Genomic DNA, 19,288 nt, shown 5'->3' on the forward strand with positions numbered 1-19,288 from the left:
GTGCAATGAAAATAGGAACAAGAACATATGGCGCGGCGGCTGCCGTCCTTAGCCTGGTACTTTGCTTGCCGGGCGCGGCGGCGGGAGCCGAAGCGAAGAAAGCGCCGATGCCGCTCAGCGCCTACGAACTCTACCAGCTCTATCGCGACAAGACCTGGACCTGGGGCGCCGGCGGCGGCCGCTTCATGGACGAAGGGCGCCGCTTCGTCGCCTGGACGAACGACGGCGGAAAGCAATGGGTGGCCGAGGGCCGGTGGGCCGTCGACGATCTCGGACAGATGTGCATGCGCGCCACCTGGACGAACGAAGAGGGCCCGGCCCGCGTCAGCACCTGCTTCGGTCACCGCAAGATCGGCAGGGTGATCTATCAGAAGCGCCAGCCCGACGGTAACTGGTACATCTTCCGCCACGCCTCAGCGCGCGCCGGCGATGAATATCTGAAGCTCGTGCCGGCGGACACCGTCAGCGCCAATGCGGATGCCTACAGGCAGAAGCTGATGGCTCGGAGGTAAGAGGAGAACGTCATGAAGAAGCTAAGGGAAAGAATAGTCTCGGCCACCGCAATCGCGCTGCTGCTGTCGGTCGCAACTCATCCCGCAACGCCGAGCCTGGCGCAGGAAGCAGCTGGAGTTCCAGCACCCTTGAGCCAGGCAATCGTTGACAAGCGCCCCGTTCTACATGCGGACGGCATCAAGTTCGGCGCCTATGACCCGCACGGCGATTTCACGTCGCAGCAAGGTGTCGCGACCGAACACCTGTTCCTGCCGTGGGAAGACGTCGATCTCGAAACGCTGAAGGCGGCAGACGCCTATGCGCAGGCGAGGGGACGCAACCTGCTGATTTCCGTCGAACCCTGGTCATGGGATGTCGACTGGCGGCTGACCTCCGATGAGCTGCGCCAGAAGGTCCTGCGCGGCGATTACGATGTCAACATGCGTGCGATCGCCCAGATGATCACAAAGCTCAAGAGCCCGGTCATCGTCCGCTGGGGGCAGGAAATGGAAGATCAGAACAGCCGGTTCTCCTGGGCTGGCTGGAACCCGCGCGACTACGTCACCGCATACCGGCGGATGATGGATATCGTGCGTGCCGAGGCACCTGGGGTGGAAGTGATGTGGTCGCCGAAGGGACTGGACGGACTCGATGCCTACTATCCGGGTGACGATTATGTCGATCTCGTTGGCCTCTCCGTCTTCGGCCTGGAGCCCTACGACACCCTGGCTTATGGCGGTCCGCGTGACTTCCGCCAGGCGCTGACTGACGGCTACCGTCGAGTCTCGGGATACGGCAAGCCCATCTGGGTAGCCGAGCTGGGCTATGAAGGAAGAGACGCCTACATGCGGCCGTGGATCGACACCGTGACGTTGAAGCACAGCGATTTTCCGAAACTGGAAGAAGTCGTCTACTTCAACGACCGCGACGTCCATGCCTGGCCCTTCAATCTCGGCCGTCCCAACTGGAGGGTCATCAAGGGCGACGAGACGAACTAGTCATCGACCAAGAGCTGTGGATGGCTAGCCCGGATTCTCGTGTCTGCACCGGGCTGGCGCAGGCCAGCAGAAGTGGATTATAAGCGAGCTATCGGCTTCGATCTGCTGATAGGCACGCCCGACATGATTCACTCTGGCTCGGTGATCGACTGGCTTCTCCACTCCGACCCATCGATCCGATGGCAGGTGATGCGCGACCTGATTGACGTCCCGGAGCCGGAGTGGGCGGCGGAGCGGACGAAGGTGGAGAGCGAGGGCTGGGGCGCCAGGCTTTTATCCTACCAGGACGAGGACGGGCAATGGGCGGGCGGCTCCTTCGTCCCAGCCGATTTTGATCCTCGCGAGTGGAAGGAGCACGGTCAGCCGTGGACGGCCACGACCTTTTCGTTGTCGCAGCTGCGGGAGTTTGGTCTCAATCCCTCGTCGGATCGGGCCAAACGAACTGTCGAACTGATCGGCGCTAACGCACGTTGGGATGAGGGCGGCCAGCCCTACTGGGAGGGCGAAGTCGAGGAGTGCATCAACGGCCGGACCGTTGCCGATGGTGCCTATTTTGGGGTTGACGTCTCGTCCATTGTCGACAGGCTGGTAGGCGAGCGTCTCGATGACGGCGGCTGGAACTGTGAGAGGCTCAACGGCTCGGTCCGCTCCTCATTCGCCAGCACGATCAACGTGCTGGAAGGGCTCCTGGAGTACGAGAGAGCCACGGGGGGTACGCGTCAATCTCAAGAGGCCCGTAGGTCTGGCGAGGAGTATCTCCTGGAGCGCAACCTCTTCCGCCGTCTCGGCACGGGTGAGCCGGCAGACGAGCGGTTTCTGCGCTTCCTGCATCCGAACCGTTGGCGCTACGACGTCTTGCGTGCGCTCGACTATTTCCGCTTCTCTGCGATGTTGACCGGCGGCGATCGCGACCCGCGACTTGGCGAGGCTATCGGCCACGTCCGTTCCAGACGCCTGGAGAACGGCACCTGGCCGCTCGACTGGAGCCTGGCGGGGCGGGTGTGGTTCGAGGTCGACGACGGGCAGGGCGAGCCCTCGCGATGGGTGACCCTCCGGGCGATGCGGGTACTTAGGTGGTGGGAGAGTTAGCCGATCTAGAATTTCCCACCAGGCCCACGAACGTTCCACCAAGAAAGAAATCGAGGCTGTTCGTTTGGCTGGCACACTGCGCCTGGAGCCGACAGAACCTTAAAACGAAAACGGCGCCAAATCGGCGCCGTTTTTGGTGTATCACGCCTGCCGCGATTAGCGGAACGAGCGGGATGCGATGTTACGGATCTCGTAGCGGCTGATGCCGATGTCGGAGAGCGTCTGGTTCGAAAGGTTGCCCAGCTCATTGAGCGTGCGGCGGTAGCTAATCCAGCTCTTAGCAATGCGGATCGGGTTCATCGTCATCTTCCTTAGAACGTTGCCTCGCGGGCGGCGCCATCGCCGTCTCTGCGGTTGACATTCATATAGTGGTTCCCGGTCATATTGTGCAGTGCAAAGAAAAGGCATCTGCTATGCATTTGTGCAATGTGATGCACGATAAATACGCAGAAGCCATTTTTTGAGCGGAGAAGAAAAAAGGCGCTTTCCGCTGCAACTAATGCGAAGGTGCAAGTTGAACAAACGAAAACGCCCGTTGCCGAAGGCACCGGGCGTTTTGAAGGAGGAGATCAGCTTGGGAGGACGCTGATCGCCTTGAATTAGCGGCCAGAGGCCTCGCGAGCAACGCGATGGATGTCCGAACGGTCGATGCCGAGGTCGTGCAATTCGCGGTTGGTCATGCGGCCAAGTTCGGTAACCGTCTGACGGTACTTGCGCCAGTTGTTGAACGAGCGTGTGAAGTTCATTTTAATCCCCTTTCCGAGGGCTTGCCATCTGCCAGCTGCTGCCCATCAGCGCTGGCTTGCGTTTGATGACCAGAATATATGTTGCGCCGCGAAGAACTAACAGAGACAAGATTTCATTCCACCTATGCATTCGACGCAAGTCTCTGACAGGAAATTACGTGATTCCGCCGCCTTCTGGTCAACGAATAGGCAGAATGTATTTTCGGCGGGCATGGCTTTCTTCGATTGCTCAAATCGCCGTCAGCCGGCATCGATGCCGCTATGGCCGCTCTCAAAATCCGAATCAGCACCCTCTCGCCCTTCGCCACAGTTTTGGTATTGGCAAGAGACCGGCGCGTTTCCCAAGCGGTCGGAGCCGGGCGTTTCACGACTTGGTGAGGCTCTCGGCGAGATCCTTGCAAACTGGCAGGCTAATCGTTTTATGCCCGCAAACCAAAACGCCCACCGGGGGAGGATCCGGTGGGCGTCATGTTGGTGACTGACAACTGGGAGGAGGAGTGTCGTCAGTCTATCGGAGGGCGCTGGGAGGAGGAGTGCGCTACTCCGAATTTCGTTGCGGACATCATATCCGCAGGCATCCGGTAAACCGGGCCGGGCTGCCATACCCGCGCTTCTTGATCGTCAATATAGTATGACTAATGGTTATTTTGCAGTGCAATATTTTCATGGTGGCCATGCGTTTCATGCATGCCTTATCTGCAAGGACTCCATCCTAGCGCGCTGCTGTTAATGCTCGGTTAATTCCGTACCAAGTTCGCACAGTGAAGTATCTTGAACGGCACAGGCTCGGGAGATTGCGAAAGACGCTGCTCCATCTATAAGATTGATGGGAAAGCCGCTGGAATCGGCACGGAGGCAGGCATGTATCGGGGACGGTTGGAGCGGGATCTGTCGCTCTGGGTGGAAAAGGGTCTGCTGCCCGAGGCGATGGCGGAGTTGCTGCTTGTCGAATATGACAGCCGGCCTGCAAGTTTCAGTCTCGGCAATGTGCTGATGGTGCTTGCCGCGGTCTTGCTTGCGGCGGCAGTCCTGCTGCTCATCGCCTCCAACTGGGAGGCGATTCCGCGGCTGGTCCGCGTCGGCGCGATCCTCGCCCTGATCTGGGCTGTTTATCTCGGCGCCGCACTACTGTTTGCTCGGGGGGCGTCGGCGGTTGCGAGCGGCCTGCTCGTCATCGGTGCCCTGAGCTTCGGCGGCGCGATCTCCCTCATCGGCCAGATGTATCATCTGTCGGGTGACGAGCAGACTGTTATGTATCTCTGGTTCGCGATCGCGACCGTGTCTGCCGCCCTCTTCCGCTCAGGTGTCGTGACTGCCATAGGCGGCTTTCTGTCCTGGGCCTCATTCGCTGTCTATCTGACGGACTACGGCGCGCGCTGGGTGGGTTTCGATCCCTGGGCGCCGCCCGTCATGGCCGTGGTCATTGTCGCACTGGTGCGCTTTACCGGCGCAGCTCGTGCACGGCACCTTGCCTATCTGCTTGCTGTGGGCTGGCTTGCATGGCTCTACACCTTGCATGAAGATATCCGGACTGCGTTCGCCTTCGTGCTTTGCGGCATGGCCGCGTTCATTTCCGTCAGCCTGCCGCCGCTGCGTGGCTCCGCATTCATAAGGGCTGCGGGCGCTGCGCCGGCCTTTTACCCATTCTTGGTGGCGGCAGTCGGATTGCTGTTGCTCAACATAGAGCACGATGAAGGCTGGCCGCTTGTTGTGGTCGGCATGGCAACGCTCGCAACGGCCGTGCTTGCGATCGCGCTGCAGGGCCGAGACAACGGCGCCGTGCGCTATCTTGCCTACGCCACCTTTGCCGCCGAGGTTTTCTATCTTGCTTCCGTCACAGTCGGTTCGATCCTCGGAACGTCGAGCCTCTTTCTTCTGTCCGGTCTGCTGGTGGCGATCGTCGCCTGGGCGGTGATCCGCCTCGAGAGACGTTTCGGTGCAAGGTCGACGGAGGTGACGGAATGAATGCGTTGTCTTCAAAACGTCAATCGGGCAGGGGTTACCTGATTGCGGCGGTCATTGCTGCCGCCCTCCAGACCATCATTCTGGGATACATAATCGAAAGCCGCGCGGCGATCCTGCGTAGCGGCACCGAAGTCCTGCTGAAGACGACACCTGTCGATCCACGTGATTTCCTGCGTGGCGACTATGTCGTGCTGAATTACGAAATTTCGTCGGTTCCGGCACAGACGGTGGTCGGCGAGCTGCCCGCCGTAGCGGGCGAGCAGACGCTCTGGGTCCGCTTGAAAAAGCAACCGGACGGCTTTTGGGCAATCGCCGAATCCTCGTTCCAGCCGCTCCCCGAGGCAGCGGAAAGCGCCGTGCTCAAGAGCCGTCCATTTTACAGCTACGGTGTGCGCACGGCCGACACGATCCGCGCCGAATACGGGATCGAACGCTATTATGTGCCGGAAGGCCAAGGCAAGCCGCTGGAGGAGGCCCGGCAGGACGGCAGCGTTTCGATTGCTGCGCGTATTTCAAGCGATGGCACGGCTCAGATCCGCAGCTTGCTCGTAGACGGCAAGCCCGCCTATGAGGAGCCGCTCTACTGACTTTGGCGAAATGCCAGGCGAGGGGGGCTGGACACGGTTCTCTCCACGGCTCAGAGACAGGGCGTGAACATCATCCTCGTCGAGCCGAACATGGGCGACGGGATGTTCGCTCAGCTTCTCCGTGCCCGGTTTGTGGTCAAGTACCGGTGTCTATCGAGGACGCTGCTGGTCGAAGCACCAGAAGGAAGCTCGGATCATCGACACCCTCGAACCGATCATGAACCAGCACAGGCTCGCGGTCTGCTCTTCGCTCGTTGACTGGGACTACGACAACACGGCCAGCTACACGACCGACGAGGTGAACAAGTCCGTCTGTTCTACTAGATGACCCATATCATCCGGCAGCGGTCCCTTGCTCATGATGACGGTCTTGTGCTGTCGCTGGCTGTGTCTCCGACTGGCTTGGCCTTCCTCGTCTCGTCGTGTCGGCTCATTGATGCCTCAGGATGCCCTTGTCTTCATGTCTTGGAGGTTCAGGAGATCGACCATCTCGTCAGCCTCCTCGGCCTCGAATCTGTTCAGCACGACACCCTTGAGCACATGCGGCTTTCCCGTGAAGATATCGATCACGGACCAATAGGGTTCGTTGTCATACTTCATGACGAAGAACCTGATGTGTGGCGGGCGCTTCTCCATGAGGTGATCCTAACCCCGACCCGGAATTTTGGTACAAAATTCTGAGCCACCTATCGATATGCAGCACGCGCCGTGACCCACGGTACCCCTTCGATCTAACTCATGTGCCGCGTCGGTCGACCCACTGTCACCTTCTTTTGTCACAACGCGCCTAATTCTCCAATGAAATCAATGGTTCACACTAGATGCTGTATCTTGTGAAGGCAGGGGGCGGGGCTAGCGGGCTATCAAAAGGCATTGAAGACCAAGAATGTTCGTTCGAGTGCCTTCTAATCGGTGTCGTTTGATCCGACTGCCGTTCAGTGCAGCGCCAGGGGACCGTTTAGGTCAACCAAAAGAGGTAATAAAGGGAACCGAGAAGCAACCAAGAGTGAACTAAAGGGGATGGTTTATTAGTCTCTGCTAACTGACATAATGTCACAAAATGGCGAATCAGCTAGAATGCGGCTTTAATGTCGGCTGAAGCTCAAGATAGGCGCGGCGATGAGATACGAAATTGAACGGGAAAACAACGGAACCTACCGTATCATAGATCATCGAAGAAGCGATCAGGTCGCGGTCTGGGAGGACGCAGTTCAAGTTCGCTTATCGATTGGCCTTGCAAGTGCCATGGCTGGATATATGAACGCGAAGGACCGGCACGACACGGCTTGCGGTTCCAAATCCTGAACGCGCTTCGGCTCCCACAGGCAAGCTCTCACTGACGTAATGTCAAAATGACCCGGCGATTGGCTGGCGATTGCCAGCTAGATGTTTCGTGGGCGTCATTCTGGCGTGTTCATTAGGTGCAGCTGACCGTCTATCTTAGCGCCATGGGAGGGAAGGCTAAGGGGTTAAGGCATGACAGACATAGCAGACACGCAAAGGGCAAGCGCTGGCGTAACGCTCCGGGCGGACTGGCTCGGCGTCCTATCCATTCTATTCGTTGTGGCATTCATCGGGCTAGCGATCGCTGGATATGGCAAGAGCGCGCCGGGTGACGGTAACGCGGTCCTATCGATCGCACCGAAGGCGCACATAATGGCTCCCTAATATGGATTGGGAATTGGCAATTGAGAGGCTGATTGGGTTGGCTTGGCTTACCCTGTGTGGCACTTGCATATTCATAGCGGCAAAGAAGCACGCTCAAGGCCATACGCTTGAGATGTGGGGAATGATTTTCGTCGCGCTCGTTATGGCTATCATGTTCGCCGAGGTGATCAAAGAAGATGGCGCAATAGCTCCTGAAGGGGATTTTGGGGGTCTGAACCCCAATTAACTCACCCGCGTTCAACCGGGCTGGCACACGCCGGTCTGTGACTTCCCAAATGCAAGCAAGCAATCCTCACGGCCCGCGTCTGGTCTCACTGCACATCGTCGGGGACACCTGACCTCACCATCAAGGAGCTGGCGCAACGCACTGGCCTTGGCGATGGTGGCCGATCAATCACCCGCAAGAACGATGAACTCACGAAGGAGCATTACACGCCAGTCGGGAAGGAACTTCAGAAGGTTCCCGGCCGGAAAGCTTACGAAGACCCGAGAGACCGCAGTTTCAAGCGCGTTCGAGCAACCCTGAAGGGGCAGCGCGTCTTCAAAACCCTCATTGAACTCTTAGAGAGATAGCAATGGCTGTACGCAAACGAGGCGATGCCTTCATGGCGGATTTCATGATCAAGAGAACCCGCTACCGTGGGACTTTCGATAAGGTGCGCCTCTCAGGCGAGACGAACGAACGCCTCCGGTTCCAAACGAAGGACGAGGCGCAGAACCTTCTGGCTTACCGGGAGACGGTCTACCACGACGAGATGTACGCCTTCACAGTCTTCGCGCTTCACTGCGGGGCTCGCTCGGGTACCATCATGGATCTTCGCTGGAACAATTTCGCGCTGAATTGTCGCACGGCCCTGTTCATCGGCGGGGATAAGAAGTCGCCACCGAAGACGCTTCCCATGTCGCAGCCAACCATCGACGCGATCAAGACGATGGAGAGGCTTAACCCGAACAGCAAGGGATCGTTCGCGCACTTCAAGAAGGACGGCAAACTGCGCACGGCATGGGACCGGATGCAGGAGGCTCTCGGGTTCGACGACGTGGTCGTCCATACGCTTCGCCATACATGCGCCTCATGGAGGTGCAACGTGGGGTGGACTTGAAGCGCGTCCAGACGTGGCTCGGTCACAAGCGGATCGAGACGACGCTGATCTACGCGAAGCTCGGAACGGGTACCTCGACGTTTGCTCTGACATCCTCGGAGACTTGTTAGAAAGCCCGAAACCGCTGCTTTCTGTGGTGGGCGAGAACTAGCGTTGACTTGTGACAAAGCCTGTGACAAACGGTGTCAAAATTCACCAGATCATGCGGATGTGGCGGAATTGGTAGACGCAATGGATTTAGGTTCCATCGCCTTACAGCGTGGGGGTTCGAGTCCCTTCATCCGCACCAAAAACTGAGTGGAGAAATGGGTAGAGCCTCGGATTTAGGTTCTGGTGCCGCAAGGCGTGGGAGTTCAAGTCTCTCTACCCGCACCAAAGCTGGCCTGCAGGTGGGAGGACCGGGATAGGTCGCCTCAATTATCCGGCAGGATGGCGCCGTCCCCCCTTGGGAGGGATGCATTGGAATCTGACAAAAGCCACGCGCGGCAATTTTTCCGGCGTCGTGCTCATCGAAACGAACGGCGTCTGGGCACGGCCGCCACGAAATGAAGGTAGGAAGACATGCAGGTTATCGAAACGCTCGCTGAAGGGCTGAAGCGCGAAATCAAGGTCGTTATCCCGGCCAAGGACATGGAAAACAAGATGAACGAGCGCCTTGCCGACGTAAAGGACAAGGTGCGCATCAATGGTTTCCGTCCGGGCAAGGTCCCGGTCGCCCACCTCAAGAAGGTCTACGGCAAGTCGATCATGGCCGATCTCGTCAACGAGATCGTTCGCGAGCAGCCTACTCAGATCCTTTCCAGCCGTGGCGAGAAGTCCGCCACGCAGCCGGAAATCGCAATGACGGAAGACAAGGACGAAGCGGACAAGATTCTCGCCGCAGAGCAGGACTTCGAATTCACGCTCTCCTACGAAGTTCTGCCGCCGATTGAACTGAAATCCGTCCAGGGCATCAAGATCACTCGCGAAGTCGTTGATATTTCTGACGAAGAAGTCAACGAGCAAGTTCTCAAGGTTGCCGAAAGCGCCCGTTCTTACGAAACCAAGAAGGGCAAAGCCGCCAATGACGACCGCGTCACGATGGATTACGTCGGCAAGGTCGACGGTGAAGCCTTCGAAGGCGGCACCGATCAGGGTGCTGAACTCGTCCTCGGCTCAGGCCGCTTCATCCCGGGTTTCGAAGACCAGCTCGTCGGCGTCAAGGCTGGCGACGAGAAGATCATCACCGTGACCTTCCCGGCCGACTATCCGGCAAAGAACCTCGCCGGTAAGGAAGCTACCTTCGACGTCACCGTCAAGGAAGTTGCTGCTCCGGCCGACGTGGAAATCAATGACGAGCTGGCAAAGAAGCTCGGCCTCGATTCCGCCGATCGCCTGAAGGAAATCGTCCGCGGCCAGATCGAGTCGCAGTATGGCTCGCTGACCCGCCAGAAGGTCAAGCGCCAGATCCTCGACCAGCTCGACGAGATGTACAAGTTCGAGACCCCGAAGTCGCTCGTCGAAGCCGAATATAACGGCATCTGGAGCCAGGTGAACAACGATCTCGCTCAGTCGGGTAAGACGTTCGAAGACGAAGATACGACGGAAGAGAAGGCCAAGGAAGAATACAAGACACTCGCCGAACGCCGCGTCCGCCTCGGCCTCGTCCTTTCCGAAATCGGCGAAAAGGCCGGTGTCGAAGTGAGCGAAGACGAAATGCAGCGCGCGATCTACGAGCAACTGCGCCAGTATCCGGGCCAGGAGAAGCAGATCCTCGAATTCTTCCGCAGCCAGCCGGGCGCCGCCGCTTCGATCCGCGCCCCGATCTTTGAGGAAAAGGTCATCGATCACCTGCTGACCGAGATCGACGTCACGGACAAGAAGGTCACCAAGGAAGAGCTGCTCGCCGACGAAGAAGGCGAAGGTTCAGCGAAGGAAACCAAGAAGGCCGCGCCGAAGAAAAAAGCAGCCGCAAAGGCTGAAGATTCCGAAGGCGAAGAGGCAGCTGCTCCCAAAAAGAAGGCCGCCCCGAAGAAGAAGGCCTCCGAAGGCGACGCCGAGTAATCGGTTCTTCAAAGGCTGAAATTAAAGGCCCTGCCGGGTTCGGCGGGGCCTTTTCTTTGGGCGGCAATGCGAGTGCTGTGCTGGCAGCGCTGGAAATGAGGCGGGCGGCTCAGAGTTCCGACTTGATGTCGCCCATGCGGTTCCAGGCGTCGAGGCCGGCGATTTTGTAGGCTTCCGCAAGCGTCGGATAATTGAAGGTATTCTCGACGAAATACTCGACGGTGCCCTTAAGGTTGAGCACCGCCTGGCCGATATGCACGAGTTCGGTCGCCCCTTCGCCGACAATGTGCACGCCGAGCAGACGGCGGGTCTTCAGTGAAAAGATCATCTTAAGGAGACCGGTTTCGAGGCCCATGATGTGACCGCGCGAGGTCTCGCGGAACCGGGCGATGCCGCATTCGTAGGGAATGCCGCGCTCCTTGACCTCTTCTTCCGAAAGGCCGCAGGTGGAAATCTCCGGCACGGCATAGATGCCGTAAGGGAAGTATTTCGGAGGCTCCTTGGCGATCGCGCCGATGGCGACGCGGGCGGCGATGCGGCCCTGCTCCATCGAGGTCGAGGCGAGGCTCGGAAAGCCGACGACGTCGCCGGCGGCATAGATGTTCGGCACCGAGGTCTGGAAGGTTTCCGGATTGACCTTCAGTCGGCCGCGGCTGTCTGCCTCGAGGCCTGCGGCAGCAAGGTTGAGCGCGTCCGTCGCCCCCATGCGTCCGGCGGCAAAAAGCACCATGTCTGTCGTCAGGTGGCGACCGTTGTCGAGCGTTAGCGCGACTTTGCCGTTGTCGAGCGTCTCCACTTTGTCCGCCTTCTGGCCGAGCAGCAGTTTCATGTTGCGGTCGCGGAGCTGGTAGGTGAAATCCTCAACGATCTCCTTGTCAATGAAATCGAGCATGGTCGACTTGGGATCGAGCAGAGTCACGGCCGTATCGAGGGCGCTGAAGATCGTCGCATATTCGATGCCGATGACGCCTGCGCCGATGACGACCATCGAACGCGGCAGTTCCTTGATATCGAGCAGTTCGTCGCTGTCGATCACGCTCCTGCCGTCGAAGGGGATGTAGTCCGGGCGGAATGGCTTGGTGCCGACGGCAAGCAGGATGCTGGCGCAGCTGACCTGCATGGTCTCCCCGTCATCCTTGATCACCTGCAGCGTCGAGGGATCAACGAAGCTTGCCCTGCCGCGGATGTGCTGGACGCGGTTGCGGGCGAACTGGTGCTCGAGCACTTCGACCTCGTGGTCGAGGGTAATCAACAGGCGGCGGCGCAGATCCTCGGCACTGATCTCTTCCTTGACGCGATAGGCACGTCCGTAGAAGCCGCGCTCGCGCCAGCCGGAGAGATTGAGAGCCGTCTCCCGCAGCGTCTTGGAAGGGATGGTGCCCGTATGAACCGAAACACCGCCGACACGCTTGCCCTGTTCGATGACCAGGACCTTCTTGCCGAGCTTCGCAGCCTGGATGGCGCCTCGGCGTCCTGCCGGACCGCTGCCCACAACAACAAGATCGTACTGAAACATGGCTCGGCCCCGGAATTGGAATTTGGAATCATATATTGCGATGCAAAATGTCGCTCATCCGCGGGTAGCTGGTCAATGTTACAGATTGACTTTCGGCTGATGTCAGGAATTGCCGAAAACGAAGGTCTCCAATTTCTCGAACGTGCGATCCATCGCGAAAGCGCGGCTGAACGGGAAGGGCAGGTGCCCGTAGAGAAGCGACAACTGGCCCTCGGCAGCCTCTTCGTCCTTGCCGGCGACGGCGGCCAGATAGAGAGCTGAGGCAAGCCCGGTGCGATCGGCACCGGCGCGGCAATGGATCAGCAGCGGTTTCGGCGCGTCGCGCATGATGGCGATGAGGTCCTTGGCCCTTTCCGAGCTCAGTTCCCTTCCGGCGGACATTTTGAAGTTGATATGGACGATGTTCAATGCTTTCGCCTGCTGAACCTCGTCGGCGTACCATTTGGAGCTGTCGGCTTTACCCCTGAGGTTGAGGATCGTCTTGATGCCATACTGTTTTTCAAGCTCTGTGATTGATTGGGCGGACGGCTGCGACGAACGGTAGACTTCGCCGGCAACGACCGTTGCGAAATTGTCCGTTGCCTGCAGATAAAGGAAATAACCGCCTGCGGTGAGCAGGAATAGGCAAAAAAGCCTTAGCGCCGCCTTCCCGTAGCGTGGCAAGAATTTTGTCGTCATCGAATGCCTCTGCCTCGGAACGCTACCTGCGAGGCAGCATGCGCTCTTTGCGATCCGAAGCTGACAGACACCTGAATGGTGGCGCTTTTAAGCGTCTGCCCTCGCTTGGCGGCAGGCCAGTCCTTGCCGATAATGATGCGGTCGTGGATATACAAGGACTTCTGCTGGGATTGACTGCTGTTCGGCCAATCTTTTTGACCTTGTCAAGGATGGCCGCGACAACGTGCGCCCGGCTGTTCGCACGCGAGGCGAAGAAGGTTAGGTCACGCGCTGCCGCGCTCTTCAGACTTCAATCAGTTCCCTCGCACCAAAAAGGGTGCAGGACGATGGAACCTGCAACCGCCGCAGCATCGCCGATGTGAAAGGAAGACGCGCTTCGACCGCGGCGCGGAAGATCGTACCAAAAGCAGATCGGCGCTGCGCCACTATTCTTTCGAGATGCAGGGGTCTGCGATACGATCCGTAAGGCGGCGCAAAACCATACCGCCGTGGTGCAAGGTATTTGCGTCGACGAAGTCGCCATCGGCGGTGAAGCCGGTGTCGTCCCAATATTCGATATGTGTGCCGGTCACTGCGTAACGCCCCTCATAGGCGCGTTCGCGTTTACCGCGTGCCTCTACATAACGCCCGCTCGGCAGGAGTTCGTGGCGGACATGGCCGTCGTCGGTCACCCACATGCCGGTATAGGAATGGCTAGCCTGCAATTTGGATTCCCCGGCTTGTACCGATTCACTCAAGAGTGTTGCGCTCAACACGATTGCAAATGCATGCCGCATGATCGGGCTCCTAAACATTTATTGTATATCTTGGCTGCCAGAGCCGAATTAGGTTTCTGCATGGGTCTGAGGTCCGGCTGTCTTGGCGCCTGCCGACGCGTGACGCCGACCCACAGGCGAACGCATGACTGCCGGCTATTGCGCACGCGGCTCGTTGTTCTCGACAACCTGCTGATAGGCGACGAGATCCAAAAAGGCCTCGGCCTCGACGACAGAGCCGTCCTTCATCCGAAATATCCAAACGAACTGGTTGCGATAAGGTGTTCCCGAGGTTGTCGTGGCCGTGCCGTCGAAGCGGATGAAGACCATGTCTCCATCGGCCATGATGTCATGCACCTCCGGCAACACAGGGGTCGTGAGACGGCTGACCAGGGGGGCAGAGGCCCGCTCGACGAAATCCCGGAGACTGCGGTAGGTGCCGGCTACGGGGCCGGAGCCATGGATTGTCCAGACGACGTCGGGCGCGAGAAGCTCTGCAAAGACGTTACCGCCTGCACGCCATTTCTCAAACGCCCTGCGCACGATGGCCTTGTTCTGCGTCTCGATACTGGTCTCCTGGATCCCGACACGGGCGTCCGGCGCGCTGGTCTCGGCGTGCGCCGGTCCGATGGTGGCCACGAATGCTGACGCGACCAGCAGTTTGCAGCCTGCGGCGGTGAGGCGATCGGTCAATGAGGAAAAGGTCATGGTATCATTCCATTCTTGGGTTGCTGAAGGGCGAGGAAGGCCGCTGTTTGGGCAACCGCCTTCACGCATGTTGGTATTCTTCGTCTGAGTTCAGATGCGGCGAGCCACGGAAGCACCGCCGAAGATGAGTTGCTGAACCAATGGGCGATCTACGAAACGGGCAGGGAATATCGGATCCGGGTCGCTTACCCGGTTCAGGCGATCGAGGTGCTCTGGCGACAGCGCCACGTCCAGAGCGCCCAGATTTTCCTCCGCCTGGGCGATGGTGCGGGCGCCCATGATGGGAGACACGACCGTGGGATTGGCCAGGGTCCATGCAAGCGCTACCCGAGACGGTGTCGAGCCCATTTCCTGAGCAACGGTGCGAACCTCGTGCGCGATCTCGATTGAGCGCTCGTTGAGATGCCCCGACGAGGCGATGACGCCCTTGCGGCTGGGAGAGACGGCTGCTTCCCGTGATTCCTGAACGTCGTTACGGGAGTATTTACCGGCCAGCACGCCGCCGCCCAGCGGCGACCACGGAAGCACGCCGAGTCCCAAAGCTGCGGCCATCGGCATGAGCTCATGCTCGACGGTTCGTTCCACGAGACTGTATTCGATCTGGAGCGCGACGAAGGGGGACCATCCGCGCATGTCGGCGAGCGTCTGCATTTCGGCGATCCGCCATGCCGGCGTATTGCAGATGCCGACATAGAGAATCTTTCCCGACCGAACGAGATCGTCGAGGGCGCGCATCACCTCGTCTGGCTGGGTCGTCATGTCCCATCCGTGCAGATAGAAGAGATCGATGCGATCAGTGCCAAGCTGCCTGAGGCTCTGCTCGACCGATCGCATCATGTTGAGGCGATGATTGCCGCCCGAATTGGGGTTGCCAGGCTCGCGGGCCATCGTGAACTTCGTCGCGATGACGAGCCGCTCACGCTTGTCGCCGACGAATTCCCCGAGAAAGCGTTCGGCGGCGCCGTTGGTGTAGTTCACCGAGGTATCGATGAAATTGCCGCCCCGATCGACATAGAGATCGAAGATGCGGCGGGCTTCGACACCGTCGGCGCCCCAACCCCAATCCGACCCGAAAGTCATGGTGCCCAGGCTTATGGGCGAAACACGCAATCCTGAGCGTCCTAGCAGCTTGTAGTTCTCGAGCATCATCTTGGTTAGCCATCTCCGATTGACCGAGCCAAAAGTAGCAGTTCTAGAGGGGCAGACAACTTGCCCAATCGTGACCACGCTGGTAAGTTGGGCTAACCAATGGCTATGGACCTGAATGGCATCTCTGTTTTTCTCGCCGTCGCAGAGGCACGAAGCTTCCGCGCGGCCGCCGAGCACTTAGGTGTCACGCGGCCGGCTGTGAGCCAGACGATCCGTCGCCTCGAGGATCGGCTTGGCGTCGCGCTCGTTCAGCGAACAACCCGAAGCGTCAGCCTGACAGAGGCTGGCGAACAGCTTTACCAGCGCGTGGCGCCAGCCATTGCGGAGGTCGCCCTGGCCCTGAACGCCACCGCGGATCGAGACATCGCTCCGAGCGGCCTTTTGCGGCTGGCAGTGTCCTCGATCGCAGAACGGTTCATCTCAGGACCGCTGCTGTCGAGCTTTGCGGACGCCTATCCTGCCGTTCAGATCGATCTGACCGTCACGGACGAAGAATTCGACATTGTGGCGAAGGGATATGACGCGGGGGTGCGGCTTGGCGAAGTGATAGACCAGGATATGATCGCTATCCCGGTGTCCGGCGAGCAACGTCAAAGCGCGGTTGCCGCGCCTTCCTATATCGAGCGCTTCGGGAAGCCGTCCCACCCCTCGGAACTGGCCCAGCATCGCTGTATTGGCTGGCGTCCCGCACCGCGCACCGCGCCTTACCGCTGGGAGTTTGCCGAAAATGGACGTGAGTTCGACGTGGCGGTCAATCCTCAGATCACCACCAATGATATGTGGCTAATGATCCGCACGGCCTGCGCGGGGGGAGGCATAACGTTTGGCATGGAGGAGACATTCAGACCGTTCGTCTCATCCGGCAAACTGGTGCCTCTCCTCCAAGAGTATTGCCCGCCGTTCGCGGGTTTTTTCCTCTATTTTCCCAATCGGCGGAATCTCGCCCCGAAGCTACGCGCCTTGGTTGAGCATGTAAGGCGGTGGCGACAGCGCCGAGGGTCTGCGGGTTCGAGTGAACCTTAGCGATCGGATGTCGCGTCGATGCCAGGAGCGAGCGGAAGCCATGCTGTGGTGCTTCGGGCAAGGCTGAAGGACCCCGGCTCGGGCTCGCCCAAGTCGGCCGAGATCGTTGCGCGGCCTGTCGTCAGGCTTGCAGGCGATCGCGCGGGACTGATAACCGAATGACGAGGCCTTCCGGCTTCCAGTCTCGCTGGATTTCGCCGCCGAGCTGGCTACGGACTGTGGCGCGGCCGAGAGTCGTGCCGAAGCCGTCCCCGTCAGCGGCCTGCATTACGGGCGGGCCGTCTCGCTCGGTCCAGGTGAGGACGAAGGTGTCGCCTTCCTCTTCGCAGGCGATTTCGACGCAACCCTTGTCGGTCGACAGCGCCCCATATTTCGCGGCATTGGTCGCAAACTCGTGCAGCAGGAGCGCGAAGCTCGTCAGAGACCCCCCGGAGATCGTCGCGTCGGGGCCACTTACCACCGCATGCGGTGCGGTTGCGTCCGCGCCGCGATCATATGGCGCAAGGATCGTTCGCAACAGGGTATGGAGCGTGGTCGCCTGCTCGATGCGGTCCGACGCCTGGGACGTCTGCGCCACCGTCAAGGCGTGAGCCTGGGCGAGTGCTCCCAACCTTTGAGACACTGCTGTGGCGAGCTCGCGCGGTGTCGTCGCCCTTTTCGCGCTCAGCGACACGACGCTGCTCGCCAGCGCAAAAAGGTTCTTGACGCGGTGATCCATCTCTCGGAGGAGAAGGTGCTGCTGCTCTTCGGCGCGCCTGCGATCGGTGATGTCACGCGCGATCTTGGATGCGCCGATCACTTGGCCTGCGCGATTTCGGATTGGCGACACCGACAAGGATATCTCGACAAGGCTCCCGTCCTTGCGCCGGCGGATGGTCTCGTAGTGGTCGATCTTTTCGCCCCGTCGAAGCCGGGCGAGGATATTGGGCTCCTCATCGGCTCGATCCAGCGGGATGAGCATGGTGACCGAGCGGCCGATGGCTTCTTCGGCGGTATAGCCGAAAAGCCGCTCGGCGCCGCGGTTCCAGTCGGTGATTGTGCCGTTGAGATCCTTTGCCAGGATGGCGTCGTCGGATGATTCCACTATAGCTGCGACCCGCTGCGCGGCTTCGTCGGCGACAGCAGCGTCCGATTGATCGACGAGCATGTTGACCGCACCGATCAGCGTGCCCTCGGCGTCGAAGATCGGTGTAGGAAAGGCCCGGAACAGGACCCGGCGGCCGTCCGGTCGCTCGGCAAATGCTTCGAGCCCTCGCACCGGGCGCTTTTCGCGCAGCGCCATGGCCATAGGGCATTCGTCATGTGGCAGAGGCGTGCCGTCCGGCCAATATAGCTTCCAGGAGCCGCAGAATTCGCTCTTCCCGAGCTCCGGCCTCACTCCCCACAGCTCGGCGGCCGCCTCGTTGTAAAAGGTTATGAGCCCTGACGCATCGGTCGTATAGACGGCTTCCGGTAGAGCCTGAAGGATGTGCTCGATCGCCATGTTCGCGGGGATCGCGACGACAGCTGAGTGCGGTTCCGCCTCGTGACGGGACCTAGTGAAGGGCGTCTCACTCTGGCTCAGGGGCTTGTTCATGCGATACTCCTTGCAGACTTCGTGACCATCACATTGCTTTGGGCTCTTCCCCGGATGTCCGCACGATCTGGCCGCTGGTGCGGCTGAAGGTAAAGGCTCGTAGGCGAAGGCCCAACCTACCGAATGCAGCGGCGGATAGGGCCCGTCGTCACAACAGCAGTGTGGATTTGACGATACTAGCGGAAATCCCGCGTCTTCACTAATCGTGTCCGGATGCAGGTGGGAATTTATCCCGAGCCCGATACTATGCCGAGCCCATTCCCTAAAGCCCGAGCTTTCCGGTAGTCCAGCATTGAAAGCTCGGCATAATTTGAACGCGTTGGAAGACCGGGTTCGGCCCGTTGCGGCCATTGGTAGTCGCAAAGCTCGGTCGTGAAACCCCGACTTTCGCGACTGAGTTATGCGACAGGAATTCTTGTGAAAATTTAGCCCCGGCGATTTTGTCGCAAGACTTGGGATTTCTGCGACACGGCATTGCCCAATGTGGAGACGACGCCGACAATCAGTGCGACGATGCCGCTGGCCTCGCGCAGTGTGGGCCAACGCCCATAGGCCCTGCGGGTGCTGGGATTGCGAATATTGGCGGTGAAGAATTCGAAGAAGCGATACGAGACATGGTCACCAGCGGCGGTAACAACCGTAGGGGCGTGCTACGCGGCGATGACGGCAGCTGGCTCATGGCGCTACATGTCCGGGCGTCTCAAATCGCTTCTTCAGAAAGATGAAGCTGTGTCCCGGTGGATAATCATCCATGATCCCGAAGGCCTCATACCCAAGCCGTTCGTAAAATCCGCGCGCCTGGAAGCTGTGGGTCGTGAGCCACGCGCCTCGGCAGCCGCGATCTATCGCCTCTTGCTCAGCGAGCGCCATGAGACGACGGCCAATACCACCATGGCGAAGCGCTTCCGGCACTACCAGTAGATCGACATGCAGGTGGTCATGAATCGTGCTGCCCCAAAGCCCACCAATGATATTTCCCGTTTCGGGCTCAGTGACAGTTAAAACTAGCAGTTTATCTTCGGTCGGACGCCCGATACGAGACGCGTTGAACTCAATCAGCGACGCGGCAATGGCGGACCGTTCATGTGAACCCGGATCTCTGACGAGCTGGATCGTTACCTGCATGAGCACCCTCGCGAAAATCCCGATAGAAGCGACACTTGTTTTCCTAACTTTTGCGACGGCGCATAGT

General features: G+C 59.4%; 19 protein-coding genes, 1 tRNA gene and 1 pseudogene. 11 read left to right on the forward strand and 10 right to left on the reverse strand.

Annotated features, from left to right (window positions below; translation table 11 throughout):
* Positions 1-5: 5 nt before the first annotated feature.
* From RGR602_RS08480 to RGR602_RS08490, 3 genes are all read left to right on the forward strand, one after another.
* Entirely contained in the window at positions 6-512 is a 507-nt protein-coding gene (locus tag RGR602_RS08480) for a DUF995 domain-containing protein (RefSeq protein ID WP_039846734.1), read from the forward strand.
* Between the two features lie 12 nt (positions 513-524).
* Positions 525-1,490 (forward strand): glycoside hydrolase family 26 protein, encoded by a 966-nt coding sequence (locus tag RGR602_RS08485; RefSeq protein WP_039844734.1) that lies wholly within the window; start codon positions 525-527, stop codon positions 1,488-1,490.
* Positions 1,491-1,613: 123 nt separating this feature from the next.
* A complete protein-coding gene (locus RGR602_RS08490) occupies positions 1,614-2,579 on the forward strand; it encodes a hypothetical protein (protein WP_039846735.1) in 966 nt (321 codons plus the stop codon).
* 156 nt (positions 2,580-2,735) lie between these two features.
* Here RGR602_RS08490 and RGR602_RS35425 read toward each other — a convergent pair whose 3' ends face one another.
* Complete coding sequence (locus tag RGR602_RS35425) at positions 2,736-2,879, reverse strand: DUF1127 domain-containing protein (protein ID WP_074061123.1); 144 nt, start codon at positions 2,877-2,879, stop codon at positions 2,736-2,738.
* Between the two features lie 299 nt (positions 2,880-3,178).
* The gene (locus RGR602_RS35430; protein WP_022715389.1) at positions 3,179-3,325 is read right to left on the reverse strand and encodes a DUF1127 domain-containing protein; all 147 of its coding nucleotides are present in this window, start codon (positions 3,323-3,325) and stop codon (positions 3,179-3,181) included.
* An 861-nt stretch (positions 3,326-4,186) separates the two neighbouring features.
* Here RGR602_RS35430 and RGR602_RS08505 point away from each other — a divergent pair.
* The 3 genes and pseudogenes from RGR602_RS08505 to RGR602_RS39640 form a co-directional block, all read left to right on the forward strand.
* Positions 4,187-5,290 carry a DUF2157 domain-containing protein gene (locus RGR602_RS08505; protein WP_039844736.1) on the forward strand — a complete coding sequence of 368 codons (1,104 nt, stop codon included), beginning with the start codon at positions 4,187-4,189 and terminating at the stop codon, positions 5,288-5,290.
* On the forward strand, positions 5,287-5,877 hold the full coding sequence (locus tag RGR602_RS08510) for a GDYXXLXY domain-containing protein (RefSeq protein WP_039844737.1): 591 nt from the start codon (positions 5,287-5,289) through the stop codon (positions 5,875-5,877). Before RGR602_RS08505 ends, RGR602_RS08510 begins: the two co-directional genes overlap by 4 nt.
* 121 nt (positions 5,878-5,998) lie before the next feature.
* Positions 5,999-6,079 (forward strand): annotated as a pseudogene (locus RGR602_RS39640) (hypothetical protein); the annotation flags it as partial.
* Between the two features lie 239 nt (positions 6,080-6,318).
* Here the strand turns inward: RGR602_RS39640 and RGR602_RS08515 are convergent.
* Positions 6,319-6,513, reverse strand: coding sequence for a hypothetical protein (locus RGR602_RS08515; RefSeq protein WP_039844738.1), 195 nt, complete (start codon positions 6,511-6,513; stop codon positions 6,319-6,321).
* Positions 6,514-7,353: 840 nt separating this feature from the next.
* On the opposite strand from RGR602_RS08515, the gene RGR602_RS08520 reads away from it, so the two are divergent.
* The 4 genes from RGR602_RS08520 (at position 7,354) to tig (ending at position 10,691) form a co-directional block, all read left to right on the forward strand.
* Entirely contained in the window at positions 7,354-7,545 is a 192-nt protein-coding gene (locus RGR602_RS08520) for a hypothetical protein (RefSeq protein WP_039844739.1), read from the forward strand.
* Positions 7,546-8,120: 575 nt separating this feature from the next.
* Positions 8,121-8,648 (forward strand): site-specific integrase, encoded by a 528-nt coding sequence (locus RGR602_RS08530; RefSeq protein WP_039844741.1) that lies wholly within the window; start codon positions 8,121-8,123, stop codon positions 8,646-8,648.
* Positions 8,649-8,852: 204 nt separating this feature from the next.
* Positions 8,853-8,937 (forward strand) — tRNA-Leu (locus RGR602_RS08535).
* A 272-nt stretch (positions 8,938-9,209) separates the two neighbouring features.
* A complete protein-coding gene (tig, locus tag RGR602_RS08540; RefSeq protein WP_039844742.1) occupies positions 9,210-10,691 on the forward strand; it encodes a trigger factor in 1,482 nt (493 codons plus the stop codon).
* A 109-nt stretch (positions 10,692-10,800) separates the two neighbouring features.
* Here the strand turns inward: tig and sthA are convergent, their stop codons facing one another.
* From sthA to RGR602_RS08565, 5 genes are all read right to left on the reverse strand, one after another.
* The gene (sthA, locus tag RGR602_RS08545) at positions 10,801-12,207 is read right to left on the reverse strand and encodes a Si-specific NAD(P)(+) transhydrogenase (RefSeq protein WP_039844743.1); all 1,407 of its coding nucleotides are present in this window, start codon (positions 12,205-12,207) and stop codon (positions 10,801-10,803) included.
* A gap of 102 nt (positions 12,208-12,309) precedes the next feature.
* Complete coding sequence (locus RGR602_RS08550; RefSeq protein ID WP_039844744.1) at positions 12,310-12,885, reverse strand: dual specificity protein phosphatase family protein; 576 nt, start codon at positions 12,883-12,885, stop codon at positions 12,310-12,312.
* Positions 12,886-13,310: 425 nt separating this feature from the next.
* Positions 13,311-13,661, reverse strand: coding sequence for an Atu4866 domain-containing protein (locus RGR602_RS08555; protein WP_039844745.1), 351 nt, complete (start codon positions 13,659-13,661; stop codon positions 13,311-13,313).
* A gap of 135 nt (positions 13,662-13,796) precedes the next feature.
* The gene (locus tag RGR602_RS08560; protein WP_039844746.1) at positions 13,797-14,348 is read right to left on the reverse strand and encodes a nuclear transport factor 2 family protein; all 552 of its coding nucleotides are present in this window, start codon (positions 14,346-14,348) and stop codon (positions 13,797-13,799) included.
* A 90-nt stretch (positions 14,349-14,438) separates the two neighbouring features.
* Entirely contained in the window at positions 14,439-15,497 is a 1,059-nt protein-coding gene (locus RGR602_RS08565; protein ID WP_039844747.1) for an aldo/keto reductase, read from the reverse strand.
* Positions 15,498-15,596: 99 nt separating this feature from the next.
* Between RGR602_RS08565 and RGR602_RS08570 the strand changes: the two genes are divergently transcribed.
* On the forward strand, positions 15,597-16,520 hold the full coding sequence (locus tag RGR602_RS08570) for a LysR family transcriptional regulator (protein WP_039844748.1): 924 nt from the start codon (positions 15,597-15,599) through the stop codon (positions 16,518-16,520).
* A gap of 121 nt (positions 16,521-16,641) precedes the next feature.
* Here RGR602_RS08570 and RGR602_RS08575 read toward each other — a convergent pair whose 3' ends face one another.
* Entirely contained in the window at positions 16,642-18,096 is a 1,455-nt protein-coding gene (locus tag RGR602_RS08575; protein ID WP_082046508.1) for a PAS domain S-box protein, read from the reverse strand.
* Positions 18,097-18,771: 675 nt separating this feature from the next.
* A complete protein-coding gene (locus tag RGR602_RS08580; protein WP_039846736.1) occupies positions 18,772-19,221 on the reverse strand; it encodes a GNAT family N-acetyltransferase in 450 nt (149 codons plus the stop codon).
* Positions 19,222-19,288 lie beyond the last annotated feature (67 nt).

This window comes from Rhizobium gallicum bv. gallicum R602sp (assembly GCF_000816845.1).
Classification (GTDB): domain Bacteria; phylum Pseudomonadota; class Alphaproteobacteria; order Rhizobiales; family Rhizobiaceae; genus Rhizobium; species Rhizobium gallicum.

Coding starts and splice junctions, on each gene's coding strand:
- tig (WP_039844742.1), top strand. CDS start 9,210: ATGCAGGTTATCGAAACGCTCGCTGAAGGGCTGAAGCGCGAAATCAAG.
- RGR602_RS08565 (WP_039844747.1), bottom strand. CDS start 15,497: ATGATGCTCGAGAACTACAAGCTGCTAGGACGCTCAGGATTGCGTGTT.
- RGR602_RS08560 (WP_039844746.1), bottom strand. CDS start 14,348: ATGACCTTTTCCTCATTGACCGATCGCCTCACCGCCGCAGGCTGCAAA.
- RGR602_RS08485 (WP_039844734.1), top strand. CDS start 525: ATGAAGAAGCTAAGGGAAAGAATAGTCTCGGCCACCGCAATCGCGCTG.
- RGR602_RS35430 (WP_022715389.1), bottom strand. CDS start 3,325: ATGAACTTCACACGCTCGTTCAACAACTGGCGCAAGTACCGTCAGACG.
- RGR602_RS08550 (WP_039844744.1), bottom strand. CDS start 12,885: ATGACGACAAAATTCTTGCCACGCTACGGGAAGGCGGCGCTAAGGCTT.
- RGR602_RS08530 (WP_039844741.1), top strand. CDS start 8,121: ATGGCTGTACGCAAACGAGGCGATGCCTTCATGGCGGATTTCATGATC.
- RGR602_RS08575 (WP_082046508.1), bottom strand. CDS start 18,096: ATGAACAAGCCCCTGAGCCAGAGTGAGACGCCCTTCACTAGGTCCCGT.
- RGR602_RS08570 (WP_039844748.1), top strand. CDS start 15,597: ATGGCTATGGACCTGAATGGCATCTCTGTTTTTCTCGCCGTCGCAGAG.
- RGR602_RS08490 (WP_039846735.1), top strand. CDS start 1,614: ATGATTCACTCTGGCTCGGTGATCGACTGGCTTCTCCACTCCGACCCA.
- RGR602_RS08520 (WP_039844739.1), top strand. CDS start 7,354: ATGACAGACATAGCAGACACGCAAAGGGCAAGCGCTGGCGTAACGCTC.
- RGR602_RS08580 (WP_039846736.1), bottom strand. CDS start 19,221: ATGCAGGTAACGATCCAGCTCGTCAGAGATCCGGGTTCACATGAACGG.
- RGR602_RS08480 (WP_039846734.1), top strand. CDS start 6: ATGAAAATAGGAACAAGAACATATGGCGCGGCGGCTGCCGTCCTTAGC.
- RGR602_RS08515 (WP_039844738.1), bottom strand. CDS start 6,513: ATGGAGAAGCGCCCGCCACACATCAGGTTCTTCGTCATGAAGTATGAC.
- RGR602_RS08555 (WP_039844745.1), bottom strand. CDS start 13,661: ATGCGGCATGCATTTGCAATCGTGTTGAGCGCAACACTCTTGAGTGAA.
- RGR602_RS08510 (WP_039844737.1), top strand. CDS start 5,287: ATGAATGCGTTGTCTTCAAAACGTCAATCGGGCAGGGGTTACCTGATT.
- RGR602_RS35425 (WP_074061123.1), bottom strand. CDS start 2,879: ATGAACCCGATCCGCATTGCTAAGAGCTGGATTAGCTACCGCCGCACG.
- sthA (WP_039844743.1), bottom strand. CDS start 12,207: ATGTTTCAGTACGATCTTGTTGTTGTGGGCAGCGGTCCGGCAGGACGC.
- RGR602_RS08505 (WP_039844736.1), top strand. CDS start 4,187: ATGTATCGGGGACGGTTGGAGCGGGATCTGTCGCTCTGGGTGGAAAAG.